General features: G+C 62.8%; 16 protein-coding genes and 2 pseudogenes. 9 read left to right on the top strand and 9 right to left on the bottom strand.

Annotated features, from left to right (window positions below):
- Window positions 1-160 precede the first annotated feature (160 nt).
- The 4 genes from wecB to PSUB009319_RS20720 are packed head-to-tail and all read left to right on the top strand — an operon-like array spanning window position 161 to window position 4,503.
- The gene (gene wecB, locus PSUB009319_RS20735; RefSeq protein ID WP_124384065.1) at window positions 161-1,420 is read left to right on the top strand and encodes a non-hydrolyzing UDP-N-acetylglucosamine 2-epimerase; all 1,260 of its coding nucleotides are present in this window, start codon (window positions 161-163) and stop codon (window positions 1,418-1,420) included.
- 9 nt (window positions 1,421-1,429) lie between these two features.
- Entirely contained in the window at window positions 1,430-1,870 is a 441-nt protein-coding gene (locus tag PSUB009319_RS20730) for a hypothetical protein (protein ID WP_124384064.1), read from the top strand.
- Window positions 1,871-1,893: 23 nt separating this feature from the next.
- The gene (locus tag PSUB009319_RS20725; RefSeq protein WP_124384063.1) at window positions 1,894-3,612 is read left to right on the top strand and encodes a DUF2334 domain-containing protein; all 1,719 of its coding nucleotides are present in this window, start codon (window positions 1,894-1,896) and stop codon (window positions 3,610-3,612) included.
- Between the two features lie 3 nt (window positions 3,613-3,615).
- The gene (locus PSUB009319_RS20720) at window positions 3,616-4,503 is read left to right on the top strand and encodes a hypothetical protein (RefSeq protein ID WP_124384062.1); all 888 of its coding nucleotides are present in this window, start codon (window positions 3,616-3,618) and stop codon (window positions 4,501-4,503) included.
- Here PSUB009319_RS20720 and PSUB009319_RS20715 read toward each other — a convergent pair.
- The 3 genes and pseudogenes from PSUB009319_RS20715 to PSUB009319_RS20705 all read right to left on the bottom strand — a co-directional run.
- On the bottom strand, window positions 4,493-5,626 hold the full coding sequence (locus PSUB009319_RS20715) for a mechanosensitive ion channel family protein (protein WP_124384061.1): 1,134 nt from the start codon (window positions 5,624-5,626) through the stop codon (window positions 4,493-4,495). The genes PSUB009319_RS20720 and PSUB009319_RS20715 overlap by 11 nt on opposite strands.
- Before the next feature lie 70 nt (window positions 5,627-5,696).
- Window positions 5,697-6,797 (bottom strand): GGDEF domain-containing protein, encoded by a 1,101-nt coding sequence (locus PSUB009319_RS20710; RefSeq protein WP_185453514.1) that lies wholly within the window; start codon window positions 6,795-6,797, stop codon window positions 5,697-5,699.
- A gap of 188 nt (window positions 6,798-6,985) precedes the next feature.
- A pseudogene (locus PSUB009319_RS20705) lies at window positions 6,986-7,150 on the bottom strand (divalent metal cation transporter); the annotation flags it as partial.
- A 255-nt stretch (window positions 7,151-7,405) separates the two neighbouring features.
- Between PSUB009319_RS20705 and PSUB009319_RS20700 the strand changes: the two are divergent.
- Both PSUB009319_RS20700 and PSUB009319_RS20695 read left to right on the top strand, forming a co-directional pair.
- Window positions 7,406-8,083 (top strand): response regulator, encoded by a 678-nt coding sequence (locus PSUB009319_RS20700; RefSeq protein WP_124384060.1) that lies wholly within the window; start codon window positions 7,406-7,408, stop codon window positions 8,081-8,083.
- On the top strand, window positions 8,080-9,567 hold the full coding sequence (locus PSUB009319_RS20695) for an ATP-binding protein (protein ID WP_124384059.1): 1,488 nt from the start codon (window positions 8,080-8,082) through the stop codon (window positions 9,565-9,567). The genes PSUB009319_RS20700 and PSUB009319_RS20695 overlap by 4 nt, the downstream gene beginning before the upstream one ends.
- Before the next feature lie 32 nt (window positions 9,568-9,599).
- On the opposite strand, the gene PSUB009319_RS20690 is transcribed toward PSUB009319_RS20695, so the two are convergent.
- The 3 genes from PSUB009319_RS20690 to PSUB009319_RS20680 form a co-directional block, all read right to left on the bottom strand.
- On the bottom strand, window positions 9,600-10,211 hold the full coding sequence (locus tag PSUB009319_RS20690; protein WP_124384058.1) for an NAD(P)-dependent oxidoreductase: 612 nt from the start codon (window positions 10,209-10,211) through the stop codon (window positions 9,600-9,602).
- A gap of 99 nt (window positions 10,212-10,310) precedes the next feature.
- Entirely contained in the window at window positions 10,311-10,748 is a 438-nt protein-coding gene (locus PSUB009319_RS20685) for an Rrf2 family transcriptional regulator (protein WP_124384057.1), read from the bottom strand.
- A 172-nt stretch (window positions 10,749-10,920) separates the two neighbouring features.
- On the bottom strand, window positions 10,921-13,161 hold the full coding sequence (locus PSUB009319_RS20680) for a M1 family metallopeptidase (protein ID WP_124384056.1): 2,241 nt from the start codon (window positions 13,159-13,161) through the stop codon (window positions 10,921-10,923).
- A 582-nt stretch (window positions 13,162-13,743) separates the two neighbouring features.
- Between PSUB009319_RS20680 and PSUB009319_RS20675 the strand changes: the two genes are divergently transcribed.
- From PSUB009319_RS20675 to PSUB009319_RS20665, 3 genes are all read left to right on the top strand, one after another.
- A complete protein-coding gene (locus PSUB009319_RS20675) occupies window positions 13,744-15,216 on the top strand; it encodes a sensor domain-containing diguanylate cyclase (protein WP_124384055.1) in 1,473 nt (490 codons plus the stop codon).
- Window positions 15,217-15,368: 152 nt separating this feature from the next.
- On the top strand, window positions 15,369-16,028 hold the full coding sequence (locus PSUB009319_RS20670) for a cysteine hydrolase family protein (protein ID WP_221620974.1): 660 nt from the start codon (window positions 15,369-15,371) through the stop codon (window positions 16,026-16,028).
- A 68-nt stretch (window positions 16,029-16,096) separates the two neighbouring features.
- Window positions 16,097-16,990 (top strand): LysR family transcriptional regulator, encoded by an 894-nt coding sequence (locus tag PSUB009319_RS20665; protein ID WP_124384053.1) that lies wholly within the window; start codon window positions 16,097-16,099, stop codon window positions 16,988-16,990.
- A gap of 677 nt (window positions 16,991-17,667) precedes the next feature.
- Here the strand turns inward: PSUB009319_RS20665 and PSUB009319_RS20660 are convergent.
- The 3 genes and pseudogenes from PSUB009319_RS20660 to PSUB009319_RS20650 form a co-directional block, all read right to left on the bottom strand.
- Window positions 17,668-17,944, bottom strand: a pseudogene (locus PSUB009319_RS20660) (transposase); the annotation flags it as partial.
- 29 nt (window positions 17,945-17,973) lie between these two features.
- Window positions 17,974-18,321, bottom strand: coding sequence for an IS66 family insertion sequence element accessory protein TnpB (tnpB, locus tag PSUB009319_RS20655; RefSeq protein WP_124384052.1), 348 nt, complete (start codon window positions 18,319-18,321; stop codon window positions 17,974-17,976).
- Window positions 18,318-18,723, bottom strand: a 406-nt coding sequence (locus tag PSUB009319_RS20650) for a transposase (protein WP_260393090.1), incomplete at its 5' end; no start/stop codon positions are given. The genes tnpB and PSUB009319_RS20650, both read right to left, overlap by 4 nt.

Here is an 18,723-nt window from a genome sequence, read left to right as displayed (position 1 = left end):
AAATGGCAGCGACGTCCGCAAGATGGCGTCGCCGCGCCATGGTGGGTCAAAGCGGGACGCATGGCACGGCCTTCGCTCATTGGCGAAGTCTGCCCAGCGTTAGAAGCGACATGTTGGTCGTTGCGCTTTGCATGCGCCGATGCAGATGACTGGGGAAATCATGACAGGGAAAATTTTGACTGTATTCGGCACGCGCCCGGAGGCCATCAAAATGGCGCCGCTGGTGCAGGCGTTGCAGGCGGAGACAGGCTTTGCGTCGGCGGTGTGCGTGAGCGCGCAGCACCGGCAAATGCTGGATCAGGTGCTGGAACTCTTCGGCATCGCGCCGGAGTTTGACCTCAACCTGATGCGGCCCGGGCAAACGCTGTCCGACATCACGTCCAACGTGCTGGGCGGCATCGACGGCGTGCTCGACGCCTACCAGCCGGATGCCGTGCTCGTCCACGGTGATACGACAACCACGCTGGCGGCAAGCCTCGCGGCCTTTTATCGGCGCATTCCGGTCGGGCATGTGGAAGCGGGTTTGCGCACCGGCAACATCTGGTCGCCATGGCCGGAGGAACTGAACCGCCGCGTCACCGATTCCGTGACCACCTGGCACTTCGCACCCACGGCGGAATCGCGCCAGAACCTGCTGGACGAAGGCATTGATCCGCAGCAGGTCACGCTCACCGGCAACACCGTCATCGACGCGCTGCTGGCCGTCAAGCAACGGCTGGACGACGACGCCTCGCTGTCAGCGCAGATGGCCGCGCGCTATCCGTTTCTGAAGGCGGGCCGGCGGATGATTCTGGTGACAGGCCACCGCCGCGAGAACTTCGGCGAGCCGTTCGAGAACTTCTGTGTGGCGCTGCGCCTGCTGGCGGCGCGTCATCCGGATGTGCAGATCGTGTATCCGGTGCACCTGAACCCGAACGTGCAGCAGCCCGTCAACGCCATCCTTTCCGGCCATGACAACGTTCACCTGATTGCGCCGCAGGACTACCTGCCGTTCGTCTACCTCATGGATCGCGCCTACCTGATCGTCACGGATTCCGGCGGCATTCAGGAAGAAGCGCCCGCGCTGGGCAAGCCGGTGCTGGTGACGCGTGACACTACCGAGCGCCCGGAGGCCGTGGCATCGGGCACCGCACGCCTGGTGGGCACCAACACGCAACGCATCGTCGACGAAGCCGAAACGCTGCTGAACGACGGCACCGAATACGCACGCATGGCGCAGGCCCACAACCCTTACGGTGACGGGCAGGCCTGCCGACGGATTGTCGATGCGCTCAGGCAGGCCTTCACCACGCAGCCGCAGAAGGTGGCGCGCGGCCCGCAACTGACTCGCAAACCGGCCCCGCAGGCCGAGATCATCGATCTGGAAGCGGCGCGTGCCACCGTGCAAGCGTCGTCCGTGCAGCACCGCCTTAACGGCTAGGAGGCTTTGATGAAAGCGAAACGAATCGGGGGTGGCGTGTTGCTGGCCTCTGCACTCGTTGCCGGGTGGCTGATCGTTGCGCCACCGTGGGCCGGCGATGGGGGCGTGCCCGCCATCGTGACGGGTGCGGTGGACCGGAGCGGCCCCGTTTCAAACGCGGACAAGAAAGCCTCGTCGCCCGCGTCTTCCAGGGTCATAGCCGCGGCCGTGCAGCCCACTGTTGTGGCGGCGGCACCCAGGCCCGTGACCGGAGGCCCGCGCGCCTACGGCTACGGCGTCATGGATGAGAACGGACAGGTCATCCCGCCGCCACGCACGGTGGTCATGACTGACGTCCGCCCCGGCGTGCCGGAAAACGAAGCGACAGGTACCGAACGTGGCCACGACCGTGGCCTCAACTTCAATCTCGGGCTCTACCGCCAAGCGGATGGCTCGGTCTATCGCCCATGATTGTCATGAGTCGGAGAGTCATCATGAAGACACTGCTACGTAAGTTCCTGTGCGCGCTCGTGTTTGCGGGCGGCCTGCTTGGTATTTCGCTGACAGGGCCAGCACAGGGCGCCACCTGCACGATCGGGCTCGGGCCCATTTGCGTGACGGTCGGCGGCTCTGCATCGGCGCAGACCACGCCGGCCAAGATGCTGGTGCTGTACGATGCGCCCGCCAACGACCAGTACACCAACCTGGGCAAGGCGTACGCGATCATGCTGTACAACCTGCTCGCACACTTCAACACCACCATCACCATGCTGCCCGTGCAAAACTACACGGCCGGCATGACCGAGCAGTACACCGCCACGTTCTACCTGGGGAGTTACTACAACAACCCCATACCGGCGGCGTTCCTGTCGGATGTGACCACCACACAGAAAACCGTCGTCTGGTTCAAGTACAACCTGTGGGAGCTCGCCTGGAATACGGCGTATCCGTTCACCACGCGCTACGGGATCAACTTTGCCGGCCTGCGCGGCATGAATGCGGCGCCCTCGGCTAGCACGCCGAACCCGGGGTTCTTCGATACCGTGTCGTACAAGAGCCAGTCCATGACCAAGTACTACGCCTTCGATGCCACGAGCGGTGTCATTTCGGCCGATCCCGACATTGGCGTAACGTCTGTGGTGGATGCCACCAAGGCCAGCAGCGTGGTGACCATCACCAATTCGGTCACGCAGGAAACCGCGCCGTACATCATCCGCTCGGGCAACTTCTGGTATGTGGCCGACATGCCGTTTTCGTACATCGGACCGCGCGACCGCTACCTGGTGATGTGCGACATGCTGCATGACATGCTGGGCACGAATGCGCCCACGCTGCACCGCGCACTGGTGCGCCTGGAAGATATCAACGCCACCAATACCGTGACGTCCATCAACACCCTGACTGACTACCTGTACAGCCTGAAGATTCCGTTCTCGCTCGCCACCATCCCGCTGTATACAGACCCGAACGGCGTTTACAACGGCGGCGTCTCGCAGACCATTCACCTGGTCAATGCAACAGGGCTCAAGAAGGCGCTGAACCACGCGCTGGCACGCGGCGGGCATATCCTGATGCACGGCTATACGCATCAGTACAGCAACATTCCGAACCTCATCAACGCGGTCAGCGCGAACGACTTCGAGTTCTGGCTCGCCACGCAGAACCGGCCCGTGAACGAAGATTCAACGCAATGGGCAGCAGGGCGCTTGTCTGCCGGCCTGCTGGAGTTCCAGCTCAACGGTTACACGCCGTTTGCATGGGAGGCGCCGCATTACCAGTCGTCTCCGCTGGCCATCAAGGCGGTGCCGCAGTACTTCAAAAACACGTATCAGCGCGTGGTGTACTACACGTCTGACAATCCGCAGACGCTGAATGCCAGCACGCTGGGTCACGATTTCTCGGTTGGCCAGTTCTTCCCCTACATCATTCAGAAGGACTACTACAACCAGCGCGTGATTCCGGAAAACCTTGGCAACGTGGAATACAACATCTGCAATATCGATCCGTCATCGTGCCTGACGTACACCGCGCAGGACATCTTGACCAACGCAACGTATGCGCAGGTTGTGCGCGATGGCTTTGCCTCGTTCTTCTTCCATCCGTTCTGGCTGGAACCGGAACTCGGCACGCCGGGCTATCAGGATTTCCAAACCATCATCAGCGGCATCTCCGCACTGGGCTTTACCTGGGTGGACGCCAGCACGGTGCAGTAAGCCATGCTCCGGATGCGCTTGATACTGGCAGTGACAATGCTGGTATTGAGTGCATCCACCCAGGCCGCGGGGCCGGTGGGCATGATGCCTGCCGGCCCTGCGCCGTTATATGGGGTGACAGTTGATGCGGTGGACAACGTGCCGGCCGTGGTGGATGCGCTGGCGCACCTATCGCGCACGCCCACCGTGCGCATCGTCTTTGATGAAGGTATGGACGCGCCGCACTACGCCGGGCCCGTGGCCGCCATCCGGCACGTGGCGTACGTGATGGGCGAACTGGTGGATTCCTCTACGCTCAGGCAATACACCACGCTGCAATTGCGCGAGCGCGCAACCGCCTACCTGCACACGCTCGGCAAGACCGTCGACGTCTGGGAAATCGGCAACGAGATCAATGGCGAGTGGACGGGCCCCACACACGACGTGGTCGACAAGACCATGGCTGCTTACGAGATCATCAAAGCCGCTGGCGGCCGCGTGGCACTCACGCTCTACTACAACGAAGGCTGTGCCGAGCAGCCGTCACGCACGATGTTCAGTTGGGTCGAGCGCAACCTGCCCCCGCGCCTGCGCGACGGGCTCGACTACGTGTTCATCAGCTTTTATGAAGACGACTGCAAGATCGCGCCGCCCGACTGGAACGCGGTGTTCGGCCGCCTGGGCCAACAGTTTCCGCACGCCATGCTCGGCTTTGGTGAAGTCGGTACGCGGCATGCCGCCCGTAAGGCGGCGCTCGTCGCGCACTACTACGGGCTCACGATTGCGCATCCGCGCTTTGTGGGCGGCTACTTCTGGTGGTACTTCCGGCAAGACATGGTGCCGCGTTCAAGGCCGCTGTGGCACAGCCTTGACGCAGCGTTTATCACCATGCCCGCGGTGCTCAGCCGCTAGCCCGCGCGCTTACGCGTTGGGTGCCCGCTGTGGATTTGCGGCCCGCCAGGTCTTCCGGTTCAACGGGCTCGCCGTCACGACGCACAAGCTGGATCGTGCGTGTCGGCAGCGCGAACGACGTACCGAGATTCTCCAGCCCCTCCAGGATCGTCAGGTTGATGCGCTGCTGAATGTCCATGTACAGGTTGAAGTCCGGATCGGTGACGAAGTACACGACCTCGAAGTTCAGCGCGTTTTCGCCAAATTCCTTGAAGTGCGCGCGGTCGAAGCGCGTGTTGCCCGCAGCTTCCACCGCGTGGCGCACGATGTCCGGAATCTTCTGCAATTGCGCCGCGCGCGCATCGTAGGTCACCCCGAAGGCGAAGACGATGCGTCGTTCCGACATTCGTTTGTAATTGTGGATCGTGCTCTTGAGCAACGCCGTGTTGGAAGCAACGATCTCCTCACCCGACAAGCTGCGGATGCGCGTGGTTTTGAGCCCCACGTGCTGCACCGTGCCGGCAATCGATTCGAAGACGATGAAGTCACCGATCTCGAACGGCTTGTCCAGCCCGATGGCGAGCGAGGCAAACAGGTCACTCAGGATGCTCTGTACCGCCAGCGCGACCGCCACACCGCCTACACCCAGGCTGGCGACGAAGGCCGTGATGTTCACGCCCACGTTGGCCAGAATGGCCAGCAGCAGCATCGACCACAATGCAAACCGCAGCACCCACCCCGTCATCGATGTGATCACAGGGTTGCGCGTGGCGTGGGTTTGCGTAGACAGCCGATCACGCGCCCACAGCTTTACGGCGCGGTTGAGCCATAGCGCGACCTGGAAGCCGATGATGACGAACCAGATGTGGTCGAGTTTGTTGGCAATGCGCGTGGGCAGGTCGATGAAATACGACCCTGCCAGCAGCGCGGCCAGCGCGATGAACAGCGGATGCGTATCGCGCAGCACTGCCGAGGCCAGGATGTCGAAGCGATAGCCAGTGCGGCGCGCACGGGCTTCAAACCGGTTACCGATCAGGCGCAACACGCTGGACAACAGCGCATAGGTGGCAACCACCGTAAGTGCGGCGGCCGCCCAGTCGCGGGCCGGCACGCGCAGGAAGGTGTGGGCATTCAGCCACTCCATGGGACTCTCCGTGCAAGAACACGGGTGTTGCGCCGCACATAACGTGCCTGCCCGAGCGTGCGGTGCTGCTCTAGTGTGGTTGGTCTGCCACGCTTCGCACGTCGGCTGGCACGCACACGCGGTTGCGGCCTTGGCGCTTGGCTTCCATCAGGCCGATGTCGGCATCGGCCAGCAGGCGCGCGAGGTCTTGCCCCGGGCGCAGCGGTGCGGCTCCTACGCTCACGGTCAACGGGCCTACCGGCGTTTGCGTGTCGGCCACGGCAGTCTTGAGCCGATCGACCACCGCAAGCGCGCCGGTCAGGCCGCAGCCAGGCAGCAGCACAGCAAATTCATCGCCGCCCAATCGGCCGAACAGATCAGCCGGGCGCAGCACGCCTGCCAGCGCGTCGGACAGTGCAACGAGTGCGTCGTCGCCGGCGGCGTGTCCCCACGTATCGTTAATGGATTTGAAGTGATCAACGTCGAGGTACAGCGCGCAGAGCGGCTCGGCATGATGCTGCGCGCGCTCTACCGCAAAGCTGCCCAATTCAAAGAAGCGCTGCCGCGCGAGCATGCCCGTCAGGTGGTCGGTGTTGGCACGATCGGCCAGGCTGCGTTCGGCTGCAAAGTGTCGCGCCATGGCGCGCAGCAGGTAGTGGTGAATGACGGCGGCCGCCGCAATACAGATGGGCAGATAGAGCACCAGGCCCAGCCACCCATGGTGGATTGTCGTGGCGGGTTCTGGCGCGATGAGCAGCGCGGTGATGGGCCCGGCGGTGCACAGCGCCATGGCAATGCAGAAATCGCGCCGGGTGAGCCACGCGGGGCTGGTGGCAAGCGGCATCAGGTAGAACGCGGGCAGCACCCATTCGAGGCCGGCCTGATGGCCAAACGCGATGATGGCAACTTCTTCGGCAAACAGATGGGTAAGCGCCAGCGGCCCCCACAGGCCAGTATGCCGATGCCGCTGCGCCGTCTGCACGATGACTATCAACAGCACGAGCAGCGCAAGCAGCGGCTCCGGCCGATGCAGCAGCCCGACCGACCAGCCCAGCATGATTGCGAAGCCATAACCGAGCACGCCGCATTTGCTTAGCGCGAGAATCATCGGCACGAAATGGCGTGCTTGATAATCACGCGAGGGCGCGCGTGCGTCGGGCAGGTCGGAGACGGTAGGCAGGTTCGCGCTCAAGGCAGGGCAAGAGGGGCCTTCGGGCGCGGCGCGATGATGCAGGCGCGGGCAGGAACAGGCCGGATTGCGCTACAAAGCGCGCATTCTAATTGGCGCGCGACCCACCGTGCGCAGATTTTTAGTGGGGGGGGCCCGCAACTTACCGCTTAGCCCGCCAGCACTTGCCACGCCAGTACCGTCGTTAATCAGTTGCTCGCAAACACGCCCATCAGCGTGCGATCGCCCGTCATACGGATCAGCGGAAACATCGCAAACGGCAATTGCAGACCCAGCACCACCTGGCTGATGACAAGCAGCTTGCCAATGGCGTGCTCGCCCAGCATCGCCACGCCGATGCATGCCGGAATCAACGCCGGAACCAACGCCGGAACCAACGCCAACGTCATAAGAAAAATACAATTGAAGTTTTTTAGTGATAGTCAAGAGGCTGCTTTCTATGCCGATAACCATGCGCAGTCTCTGTTTGTGGGGCGACTGCCACGTCACGTGTCGCCACACATTTAAGGTAAAGCTCAGTCCATTGCGGTAGATTTCGACCTTCGCCGGCGCCTGTTTTCCTGGGTGCCGGTTGTCCGTTTACGTTATTCCCGCCGCCGAGATTCCCGCGCATGAACGCCATTCTCCTTATTGAAGACGATTTGCCACTGGGCACCGCACTGGCCCGCGCGCTGCGTCAGGCCGGCTACAACGCGACCTGGGTGCGCCGCCTTGTCGACGCGCAAAAATGGATCACCACCAACACCTTCGAGGCCATCGTGCTCGATCTCGGGTTGCCCGACGGTGAGGGCCACACCTTCCTCGAAGAACTGCGTGCCGCGCACAGCGACGTGCCCGTCATCATTGCCAGCGCGCGCGATGCGTTGTCCGAGCGTCTCAAGGGTTTGGATTCGGGCGCGGACGATTTCCTCGTCAAGCCGTTTCCCGTGGACGAGCTTATCGCCCGCCTGCGCGCCGTGCTGCGTCGCCATGCGGGGCAGAGCACCAACCAGTGGAACGTCGGCAACCTGGTGGTGGAGCCCTCGCAGAAGCGGGTGACGCAAGGGGGGCAGGTCATTGAACTCACGCCGCGCGAATACCAACTGCTGCTCGAACTCGTGCGCCGCGCCCATCGCTGGGTGCCGCGCGAAACGCTCATGGACGCGCTCTATCGCGAGGGCGACAGCGTGAGCGCGAACGCGCTCGAAGTCGTCATCCACCACTTGCGCCGCAAGCTCGGCAACGAAACCATTCAGACCATTCGCGGTGTCGGCTACATGATCGGTGGCAATCGCGGGGCCACCCAATGAAGCTGGCGGTTCCGGCGATCCTGCGAGTCCGCTCGCTGTCGTTCCGGCTGTATGTGCTGATCCTGCTTGCGCTGGTGTTGATGCTGCTGGTGCAGCTCGTTATTGCGCACCTGGAGATCTCGCGCACCAACAGCCGCCAGGTGGTGAGCGATCTGCGCATGTCGGCGCAGGCCTATGCGGACCTCACCACCCTGAACATGGATGATGTGCCGCGCCGCGAAGAATTCCTGCGCCGCCTCACCGACATCAAGCTGGGCCTGTCGCTGCCCAACATCCTGCCCGGCGAATTCCGCTACGTGCTGTGTGATCGCGCCGGCCATGTCATCACTGCTTTCCCCGGTGCGCCCACCATGCCGTGCGGCAAGGCACACGACACCGTCGTCGAGATCATGCTGGAAGGCAAACCATGGCGCAGCTATACGGTCGACAGCATCGACAGCAAACTTTCAGCCACGGTGGCGCAGCCGCTGTCTGCCTACGAACGCGCCATTCGCGATCTCTTTCAAGAGGTGGCGGTGGCGCTGGCCATTCTGGCGAGCGTGCTGATGGTGATGGTTGGTTGGGCTGCGCACCAGGGCCTCAAGCCGCTGCGCACGCTCACGCGCCAGGTTGAGGCGCGCGACTCCGCCGATCTCGACCCCGTGCAGAGCGTTGAGCATGCCGAACTGAAACCGCTGGTCGATGCGCTGAATGGCCTGTTCGCGCGCGTGCGCCGTAGCATTGAGGCGGACCGCCGCTTCTTTGCAGATGCCGCGCACGAATTGCGCACGCCGCTGGCGGCCATTCAGGCGCAGGCGTATGTCGTGTCGCACTCCGACAGCGAAGACGATCGCTCCACCGCGCTGCGCGAGTTTGATCGTGGCATTTCACGCGCAACGCAGTCGTTGGCCAAGCTGCTTGCCATCGCGCGGCTCGATGCGCGCCGCGTGGAGGCGCAGCTCGCGCAGGGCGCGTTGTCCGATCTGGCGGGCTGTGCGCGCAGCGGCGTGATCCAGCAGGCCTCGCGTGCCGAGCGGCGCGACATCACGCTGTCGTACGACGGCGCCAACCAGGCGTGGGTGTCGGTGTCACATGAAGACGCTGCCACGCTGGTGGAAAACGTGCTCGACAACGCCGTGCGTGAGACGCCCAACGGCGGCGAAGTGCGCGTGGCGGTGCGGCGTATCGACCAGGCAGGCATGCCGATGGTCGAGCTGCGCATTGAAGATTCCGGCCCCGGCATCCCGCCTGACGAGCGCGACCGTGTGTTCGAACGTTTCTACCGCCCGCGCACCAGTCAGTCGCAGGGCAGCGGCCTCGGGCTGGCAATCGTGCGCCGTATCGCCGAATTGGGGAATGGCTCGGTGGCGATTGAAGACGGCCTGGCCCACGCGGATGGACGGGGCTGCGCGATCGTGATTCGCCTGCCGGCGCTGGATTCTGCGCCCGACCCGATCGAGCCCGATGATGCGCCACCGGGCGTGACCGACACGCCCGCCGATTGACTGGCGCCGGGCGTGTCTGTGCCGAAGACCAATCAGTAACCGACCGTGAAGCGCTGGCGCGGATGCGCCGGCTTTTCGGTCTCGTCAAGGAAGGCGATGGCGTAGTCTTCCATCGAGATCCAGGGCTTGCCGTCGGCATCCACCAGCAGCGCGTCCTTACCGACACGGAAGCGGCCCGTGCGCTCGCCCGGTTCGAAGATCGCCGACGGCGATACGAACGTCCAGTTCAGTTCGGTCTCCTTGCGCAGCGCGTTGAGGAAATCCCGGCCTGCGGAGGCTTCTTCAAAGTACGCCTTCGGAAACTGCGGCGTGTCGATCAGCGCCACGCCCGGGGCCACTTCCAGGCTGCCAGCGCCACCCACCACCAGCAGGCGCGGCACGGCCGCCTTCTTCACTGCACCAACAATCTGGTTGGCATTGGCTTGCAGGAAGCGCACGGTGCTGTAGGCCACATCGTTGCCCTCGAGCGCGGCGGCCAGTGCAGCCTGATCGGCCGCATCGACATCTTTGGCGGTCAGGCCCGCACGTGCCGGCAGCGTGGACGCCGTGCGCGCAATGGCCGTCACCTGATGGCCGCGGCGCAGGGCTTCGTCGATCAGGCGGGTACCCACGCGCCCCGTGGCGCCGATGATTGCGATTTTCATAGCTAACTCCTTGTGGAATGGTCTGAGCGGTTGAAACGTTATATGTAATTGATTCGGTTACATATAGAGATAAAAAAATGGGCCGACATGCTGGCCTGGTCAGGCTCGGCGACGGCGGCGTTGTGCGTGTCCGACCTCGTTAAGGATGCCGGCAATGGTTTGCGCGGCAAGCTCGGCTTCCAGCGCGGCCTGTGCGCGTTCAGTCGCTCTCTCTAGCACGCCGGTGATCTCGCGGCCAACCTCGCATGCCGGGTTGGGCGCGTTGGGCGGCAACGCAATCAACACCGCAGACTCCACCACGCGAAACACGTCGAGCAGCGTGATGCGATCTGCCGGCCGTGCCAGCGTGGCGCCGCCCGTTGCACCCATCTGCGAGGTGACAAAGCCGGCATCGGCCAACTGCGCCACCAGGCGACGGATGAGTGCCGGGTTGGTCCCCACGCTGCCCGCGATGAGCGACGATGGCACCGGCCCTTCCGCGCTGGCAAGCAGGGTGAGAATGTGCACGGCGACGGCGAAGCGGCTGCTGGTAGACATGATGATCGACGCAAAGTGTAACCATGTTAGATACAGTTTGGAGGGCAGTCAACCCGTCGGCCACCATGCATTTCAGAAGGCGATCGCCAATGCCGGCAATCCCAGTCGATGCAGGCCACGTGTGCGAGCCGCTTCCCAACACACTCGGGAAGCGGCCCGCTTGCCTTGGTGCTTACCGCTTGATGTCGGTCAGATGCTTCATGAGACCTTCGTAGCGGAAGGTGTGGATCGGGCGATCCATTGACTGCATTTGCTGCAACTGTGCCGCCTGCGGACGCAGCGAGCCGGTCGGCTTCACAGACTGTGCGGCCAGCGTTGCTACGGCAGGCTGGAAGTTCTTGATGCCGACAATCCGGTCGTACTGCTCCTTGGTGATCAACTGCGCGTTGTACAACTGCGTGGCATCGCCCGCGATGTTGGTCTTGGCGGCGTCGTTGTTGATGGCACCGGCCTGCGCCAGCAGCGTGCTCCACAGCGTCGGGCTGTAGTTGGTCACGTAGTAGTCCAGGCCCGACGGGTTGGCCAGCACGGCCGAGCACGTCGGCAGCGTGACCTGCGCGGTCTGCTGGTCCAGCACGACGGTCTGTGTCTGACCAAAGTTGTCGCCATAGGCCAGCGTGAGCGGCACGTTCCACTGATAGCCCGAGTAGACGTTCTTGTTCGGGAACGCCTTCTGCGTGATCGTCAGCACGTTCTGGTTGGTGGCCGGATTGCACTGCGCGTCGATACTGACGAGCGGCACGCCGGTCTGGCGCACAAAGCTGTCGCCCACCTTGCCGACGGGTTTGCCGCTGGCGGCTTCCAGTTCGGCCCACAGGCGCGGCGGCGTGCCGTTGCCGAATTTGTACTTGTTCAGGTAGCTCTGGAGGCCGCGGCGCATGGCGTCCTTGCCGATGTAGTTCTCCAGCATCTGCAAGACGTGGCCGCCCTTGTTGTAGGCAAAGCGGTCGAGGAAATCCATCGAGCCGGCATCGCTCAGGTTGTGCTGCACCGGCACGGCCGTCGGCTGCAGATCCAGCGTGATCACGCGCTGCTTGACCGCCGCATAGTCCTGCCACGTGTTGCCCTGGAACTCGGGGTGCAACGCGATCTTCGTGACATTCTCAAACCAGTTGGCGAAGGATTCGTTCAGCCAGATGTCGTCCCACCAGTCGAGCGTCACAAGATCGCCAAACCATTGGTGTGCCAGCTCATGCGACACCACTACGAACGAGCGCGCCTTGCCCATTGAGTGGACAGTCGTGGGCGCGCCATCGGGCGGCACCAGCACCTGGTCGGCAAACTCGAAGATGGCGCCCCAGTTCTCCATGCCGCCAAAGCCGGCATTCTTGTTGTCATAGCTGTCGTTGGCGACGATGGTGTCCATCTTGTCGAACGGCAGCGGGATCTGGAAGTAGTTGTAGTAGTGGTTCAGCGCTTCCTTGGTGAACTGCAGGCCGGCCACCGCAGAATGCGCTTCACCAGGCGGCACCCACCAGCGCAGGCGCATGCTGCTGCCATCGAGCGGGTTGGTGAACTTGTCTTCCAGGATGTCGAACTTGCCGCCACCAAAGAACAGCAGGTAAGCCGGCATCGAAGGCGTCTTGGCAAACGAGACCTGCTGATAGCCGTCCGGCAGCTTGGTGGCGCCAGTCTGGCGGCCGTTGGCCACGGCCTTCCAGTCGCCCGGAATTTCGGCTGTTACCTCAAAGGTGTTGCGGAAGGCGGGTTCGTCCCAGCTCGGGAACCATTCGCGCGCGAAGTTCGATTCGCCCTGCGTGACGATGGCGTCGGAGCTTTCCCCCGTGGCGGCCTGCAGGCCGAGCTTGAAGATGCCCTCGGCCTTGGTGAAGTTGATCGTACCCGTCCACTCCATGTGCAGTACGTAGTTGCCGGGCTTGATGTCGCCGGTCGGGTCGCGCAGGTCGTAGAAGGCGCCTTGCGATTGCGGGATCGGCACCAGCACGCGCGACGCGCCATTGCCGGACGTAGGCGTGAGCGTCAGGCGCGAGGCGTCCAGCTTCAGGTCACGCACGGCCAGCGTGACGGCACCGGTCTGCTTGGTGACCTTGATCTCGACATCGGCGCGGCCCGAGAAACTGTTCAGGTCTGCACTCGGGCGGAACCACAGCTTGTAGTTGACGGGCTTGATGTAGTCCGGCAATTCCACTGGTGGAACGGAGGCATCAACGGCCGGCGCGGCGGCGTTGGTGCTGCCCGTGCCGGTATTGCCCTGCTGCTGCGAGCCGTTGGCGTCAAGCTTGCCGCCGGCCGGGGTAAGCGCGTCGTCTGCGCCGCCGCCGCAGGCCGCCAGGATCATCATCGCCGCCGCAGCCTGGGCCACGAGGGCCAGCTTGAACGGTCGCCGCGCGTTGCCGGGGCTGCTTTTGGCGCGTGTAGCGCCCATACGACGGATAGTGGTCGAATCCCGCATTGCATCTCTCCTCAGGTGGAAACGAATCGGCAGCCCAGGGCTCGTCAACATTTGGGGGGAAGGACCACCGAATCGGGACAGGAATAACCCCGCAACGGCACAAAGAAAATGACGAAGCTGCGTGATAGCCCCGTCACAGTCCCGTCCAGGGATGCACGGATTCTGGAGGAAAAGTTCTCTGAATCGAGACGAAGTTTTTTAATTCACGAGAACCAATTCGCAGGCCGGGTATTTGTAGTTTTTGACTAAAAAGGACCCGCGCCGGGCGGGCGATTCAGGTTGCATGTGTGATTTCTGCAGAGCGCGTTGAAAAATTGAAATGAAAAATCCGGCCCTTGCGTTCTCACAAAAATGGATCAGCGCGTTATTACAACGACGGATAAAACAAAACTGTATGCGTCACGCTTGGCGATAATGTCGATCGGCAATTCACTGGATAAATCCTGACGATTGACTGACGGCAACGTTCGGGGTATCGCAGCCGGGGGTAATTCTTCCGGATGAGGCACGCATTGCGCGCGGCGGCGCACAAAACCTGTACGCTCGCATCGTTCGTGAACCTGTTCTCTTGTTGAGCGTTGCATGCAATCCGCGTCCGATAGCGTCGGCAGCCCGGCTGCCGTGGGGGTCGATCTGATCGACTTCTTCGATGTCACTCCCACCGCGCTTTGGCTGGAGGACTACAGCGATCTCCACCGCCTTTTCGCCAAATGGCGCGAAACCGGGGTCACCGATCTGCAGCGTTTTCTCGAAGAAGACGTATCGCGCGTGGCGGCGTGTTCCGCCTGCATCAAGGTGCTGCGTGTGAACCGGCGCACGCTGTCCATGTACGGCGCCCCGGATGCCCAGACCCTGACCGCGCGCCTGGCCGACGTGCTGCGCGATGACATGCTCGAAGCCCACGTGGGCGAACTTGTGCAGATGTGGTCTGGCGAGCGCTCGTTTGAGAGCCGCAGCGTCAACTACAGGCTGGACGGCCGCCGGTTAGACATCCTGCTCAAGGGGGTGCTGCTGCCCGACCACGATCAACCGTGGGACCGCGTGCTTGTGGCGGTCGACGACATCACCGAACTGGAAGATGCCCGCCGCCGCACCGCCGCCAGCCAGCTCTATGCGCGCGGCGTGTTCGAGCACGCACCGGTGTCGCTATGGGTGGAGAACTTCAGCACCATCAAGGCGCTGCTGGACGAGGTGCGCATGCAGGGCATCACGGATTTCCGCACCTTTACCGACGTGCATCCGGAATTCGTCGAGCGCTGCATGCAGGAGATCCAGGTGCTCGACGTCAACGGCTTCACGCTGGAGATGTTCAAGGCACGCAATCGCAATGACCTGCTTGGCCGTTTGCCCGAAGTGTTTCGCGACGACATGCGCCCGCACTTCCGCGAGCAATTGATCGACCTGTGGGAAGGCAAGCTCTTCCAACAGCGCGAGGTGGTCAACTACGGGCTCGACGGCAACCCGTTGAACATCCACCTGCAGTTCTCCGTTTTTCCGGGCCGCGAGCGGGATTGGGACATGGTGCTGCTCGCGTTGACCGATATCACCGCACGCAAGAAGGCGGAGTCGTATCTCGAATACCTCGGCAAGCACGACGTACTCACCAAGCTGAAGAACCGCTCGTTCTATGTGGACGAGGTCAACCGGCTGGAGCGCAAGGGTCCGTTCCCTGTCACGGTCATCATGATCGACCTGAACGATCTGAAGACCGTGAACGACCAGCTTGGCCACGCCGCCGGCGATGCGCTGCTGCGCCGCGCTGGCGAGGTGCTCGGCAAGGCCATCGACAAGCCCGCGCATGCCGCGCGCATCGGCGGCGACGAGTTTGCCGTGCTGTTGCCGGGCGCCGATGCCCAGGCCGGCGCGGCACTGGTAGAAAGCCTGCGCAAGCTGGTCGAGCTCAACAACCAGTTCTATCCGGGCGCAACGCTTGGTTTTTCCATGGGTTGCGCCACTTGCGATAAGGACGGGCGGCTGGAAGAAACGCTGCGCGAAGCGGATGCCGCCATGTACGAAGACAAGCGTGTCCAGCACGAGGGCGGCCGTCCGGCATAGGTGCGAAATTTGTGCGGGCGGCGCACAAATCCTGTTGCCCGGTTGGTCTGGTTCTGAACCAGCCGCGCTGACAGACTGCGCTCCTGATCTTTTATTCAGGAGCCGTTATGACTTTCCATCTCTTCCGTTTCGTGAAAACGCTTGCCGCTGGCATGTCGCTGACTGCCGCCGTGGCTTCCAGCGCCTGCGCAGCACAACCCAATGCCCACCCGACCATCCGTGCGATGGCCGGCGCAAACCAGGTCGATCATCTGGACCCAAAGACGACCGCGCTGGTGGTCATCGATTTCCAGAGGGAATACTTCACCGGCCGCATGCCGATTCCGGATGGCGCCAAGGCTGCGGAGAACGCGAAGAAGCTCATCAAGTTTGCCGATGACAACAAGATGCCGGTCTTCCAGGTGCAGCACGTCACGCCGGCAGGTTCGGCTGTGTTTGCGGAAGACGGCGAGACCGTCAAGTTCCAGCCGGGCATGGAACCGCGCGCACACGACATTCTGGTGAAGAAGACGACCGTGAGCGTGTTCCCCAGCACCAACCTGGACAAGCAACTGAAGGACAAGGGCATCAAGACCATCGTGATTGCCGGCTTGATGACACACGCTTGCATTGCTGGTGCCGCGCGTGATGCGGTGCCGCTGGGCTTTGACGTCGTGGTAGCATCCGACGCCACCGCAACGCGCGATATCACGCGTGCAAGCGGTGCGACGGTCGACCACAAGGCGCTTCACAACGCGTCGCTGGCTGAACTGGAAGACACCTTCGGTTCCGTCATGACCACCTCGGAGATCACGAAGCTGCCGCTGCGTTGATGCCTCTGCGGAAGGTTTTGAGCGGGCGCCAAGCCCGCTTTCGCTTTCGCCGTCTTGTCATCAGAGCCATGGACCAACTGCTTGCAATGCGCGTGTTCTGCTGCATCGTCGAGGCTGGAGGCTTTTCCGCTGCGGCGGATCGCCTCGACAGCACGCACTCCTCGGTCTCGCGGCAGTTGAAGAACCTGGAAGCCGCACTCGGTGTGCAGTTGCTCAATCGCACGACGCGGCGCTTTGCGCTGACGGTTGCCGGCGAGCGTTACTACGCCTCCTGCGTCGATATTCTCGGGCGTGTCGAGGCCGCATCGCACGCCATGGCCAACGAGCGCGAGCACGTGTCCGGCACATTGCGTGTGAGTGTGCCACTGGCCATCGGCACGCTGGAGTTGCCCGATTGGCTGCCCGCGTTTCAACAGCGCTATCCCGCCATTCAGCTAGAGCTGTCATGCAGTGACCAGATGGTCGACCTGGTTGGCGAGGGGTTTGACGTTGCGCTGCGCATCAGTGGCCCGCTGGGCGACAGCAGCCTGATGGCGAAGAGGCTGGTCGAGTCCGACATCGTTCTGGTGGCATCTCCGGCGTATATCGCCAGACGCGGGCTGCCTATCACAGCGCACGATCTCACGTCGCATGAACTGCTCAGCTTCTCGGGTTCTGCCGGCGCTGCTGAATGGCTGATCGAACCCGAGCAAGGTGAGCCGGTGCGCGTTGCGCTGAACAGCCGCCTCACGGCGGACGCGATTACCGCGACATACTCCGCCGCCGTGGCCGGGATGGGCATTGCCGCGTTCACGTGGAACACCGCGCAGCCCGGCGTGGCACGTGGTCATCTTGTTCGCGTGCTGCCCACTTGCGCGTTGGGCAAGCGCATTTACTACGCGCTGTATCCGCAAACGCGCCATGTCGCACCCAAGGTGCGTGCCTTTGTGGACTACATGAGCGAGCACTACCGCGCGCAGTAAAGGGCAGCGCACGTACTCGCCATTCGACGCGGCCTCTGGCTCAGAATCGGACGGTTCTGATACGTCAAAAGACAGTGCGTCAGTACAGTTGGACTCGTGCCGAATTGTGACGTGCCCCCACGTTGGCGATGCGGCATGACCTGAATTCCTCCTGATTCTCTAACGAGTGCTGACGCCATGCGGTTCGATCTGCTTTCCCGTCTCGCACGCGAACAAGGTCGACTGCCGAGCAGCGCCGCCCAAGAACGTCATATGCGACGCTCATGGGCGAGTCTGGCTTTGCTGTCCGGGTTCGTGATTGCGGTTATTCCTGTTGCCGTGTTCGGTGTGATGTCCGGACCCAAGGCGCCGGCAGTGTCGCTGTCCACGCCCTCGGCCAACGATCTTCTTGATATGCCTTCCTTTGCCCCTTCGCGGCCAGCCAGCCAGGCGGGAGAGATTACGACCACAGTCCGCGGTGCGCTCGCACAGGCTGATCTTCCAGAAGATATCTCGCAGCAGATCACCCGCCTGTTGGGCAAGACGCTCGATCTGTCGGCACGGGGCCAGCCTGGCGACTATTTTCGCGTGGTGTATGAACCGATGGACGGCGACGTCAGCGAGCAGAAGCGCCGCGTGACGGCGCTTGACGTGCGGTTTCGTGGCAAACACCGGCGCCGTGCGTGGCGTCTTTGGAACCTCGATAGGCGCTGCGCCTTCGTCAGCGTCGAGCTCTTCCAGTCGCAACTCGAGTTGTTCGATCTGGTGGTCGAGCTTCTCGGAGCTACGACCGAACTGCATGCGGCGCAGCTTCGCAATCAGCAGTTTCAGGTGCTCGATCTCGGCCTTGGCGGTAGCGTTTGCCGCCTTGTGCGATTCGACCACGTCTTGCAGATGCCCGATGCGTGCATCGCGCTCAAGCAGCAAGGGCTTGAGCGCTTCGATGTCGTCCGGATAGGCGTCTGCCGCAGTCATGCCGGCAGTTTACGCGGCGCCCGGTAGGTTTACAACGCCGATGTCGGCTCCGCCGTACGTATCGGCTGCCGCCAGTCGATGCCTTCGAGCAGCATCGACAGTTGTGCCTGACTCAGGCACACCACGCCACCATCGGCACGTGGCCACACGAACCGGCCACGTTCCAAGCGTTTCATCAGCAAGCACATGCCGTCACCGCTCCACCACAGCACCTTGACCAGGTCGCCGCGCTTGCCTCGGAACACGAACACGTGGCCGCTGAACGGATCTCGCTCCAGTACGGTCTGGACCTTGGCGGCCAGGCTGTTGAAGCCCGAACGCATGTCGGTCACGCCGGCGGCCAGCCAGATCTTCGTGCGGCTGGGTAGACCGATCATGCTGCGGATCCCGATGCGCTGCGCAGCATGCGCAGTACCAGCAGTAGCGTGCCTTCGTCGGGCGAGCCTTCGATGCGCACGCGCGTGTTGCCCACGCTGATCTCAATGGCGCCCGTCGGAACAGCGCTGCCAACTGGCGCCGGGACCGGCTGCTCGATCTCCTGCCCCGGTGCTTCCACTGTCACCGGCAGCAAACCGATTGGATCATATTCACCAGCGCGGAGTGCTCGGCGCCATTTGAATACCAGGTTCGGATTCAACCCGTGCTCCATCGCCAGACGCGCTACCGATACGCCTGGCTCGCACGCCAGCTTGGCCAACTGCCGTCGGAATTCGAGGGGGTGATTCGGGATGCCTTTGCGTGAATGTCTCTTGGGTGCTTCTGTTGCCACTGTGGTCCCC

Source organism: Ralstonia sp. SET104 (assembly GCF_003851545.1).
Lineage (GTDB): Bacteria > Pseudomonadota > Gammaproteobacteria > Burkholderiales > Burkholderiaceae > Ralstonia.
This window is presented reverse-complemented; position numbering and strand designations above follow the sequence as displayed.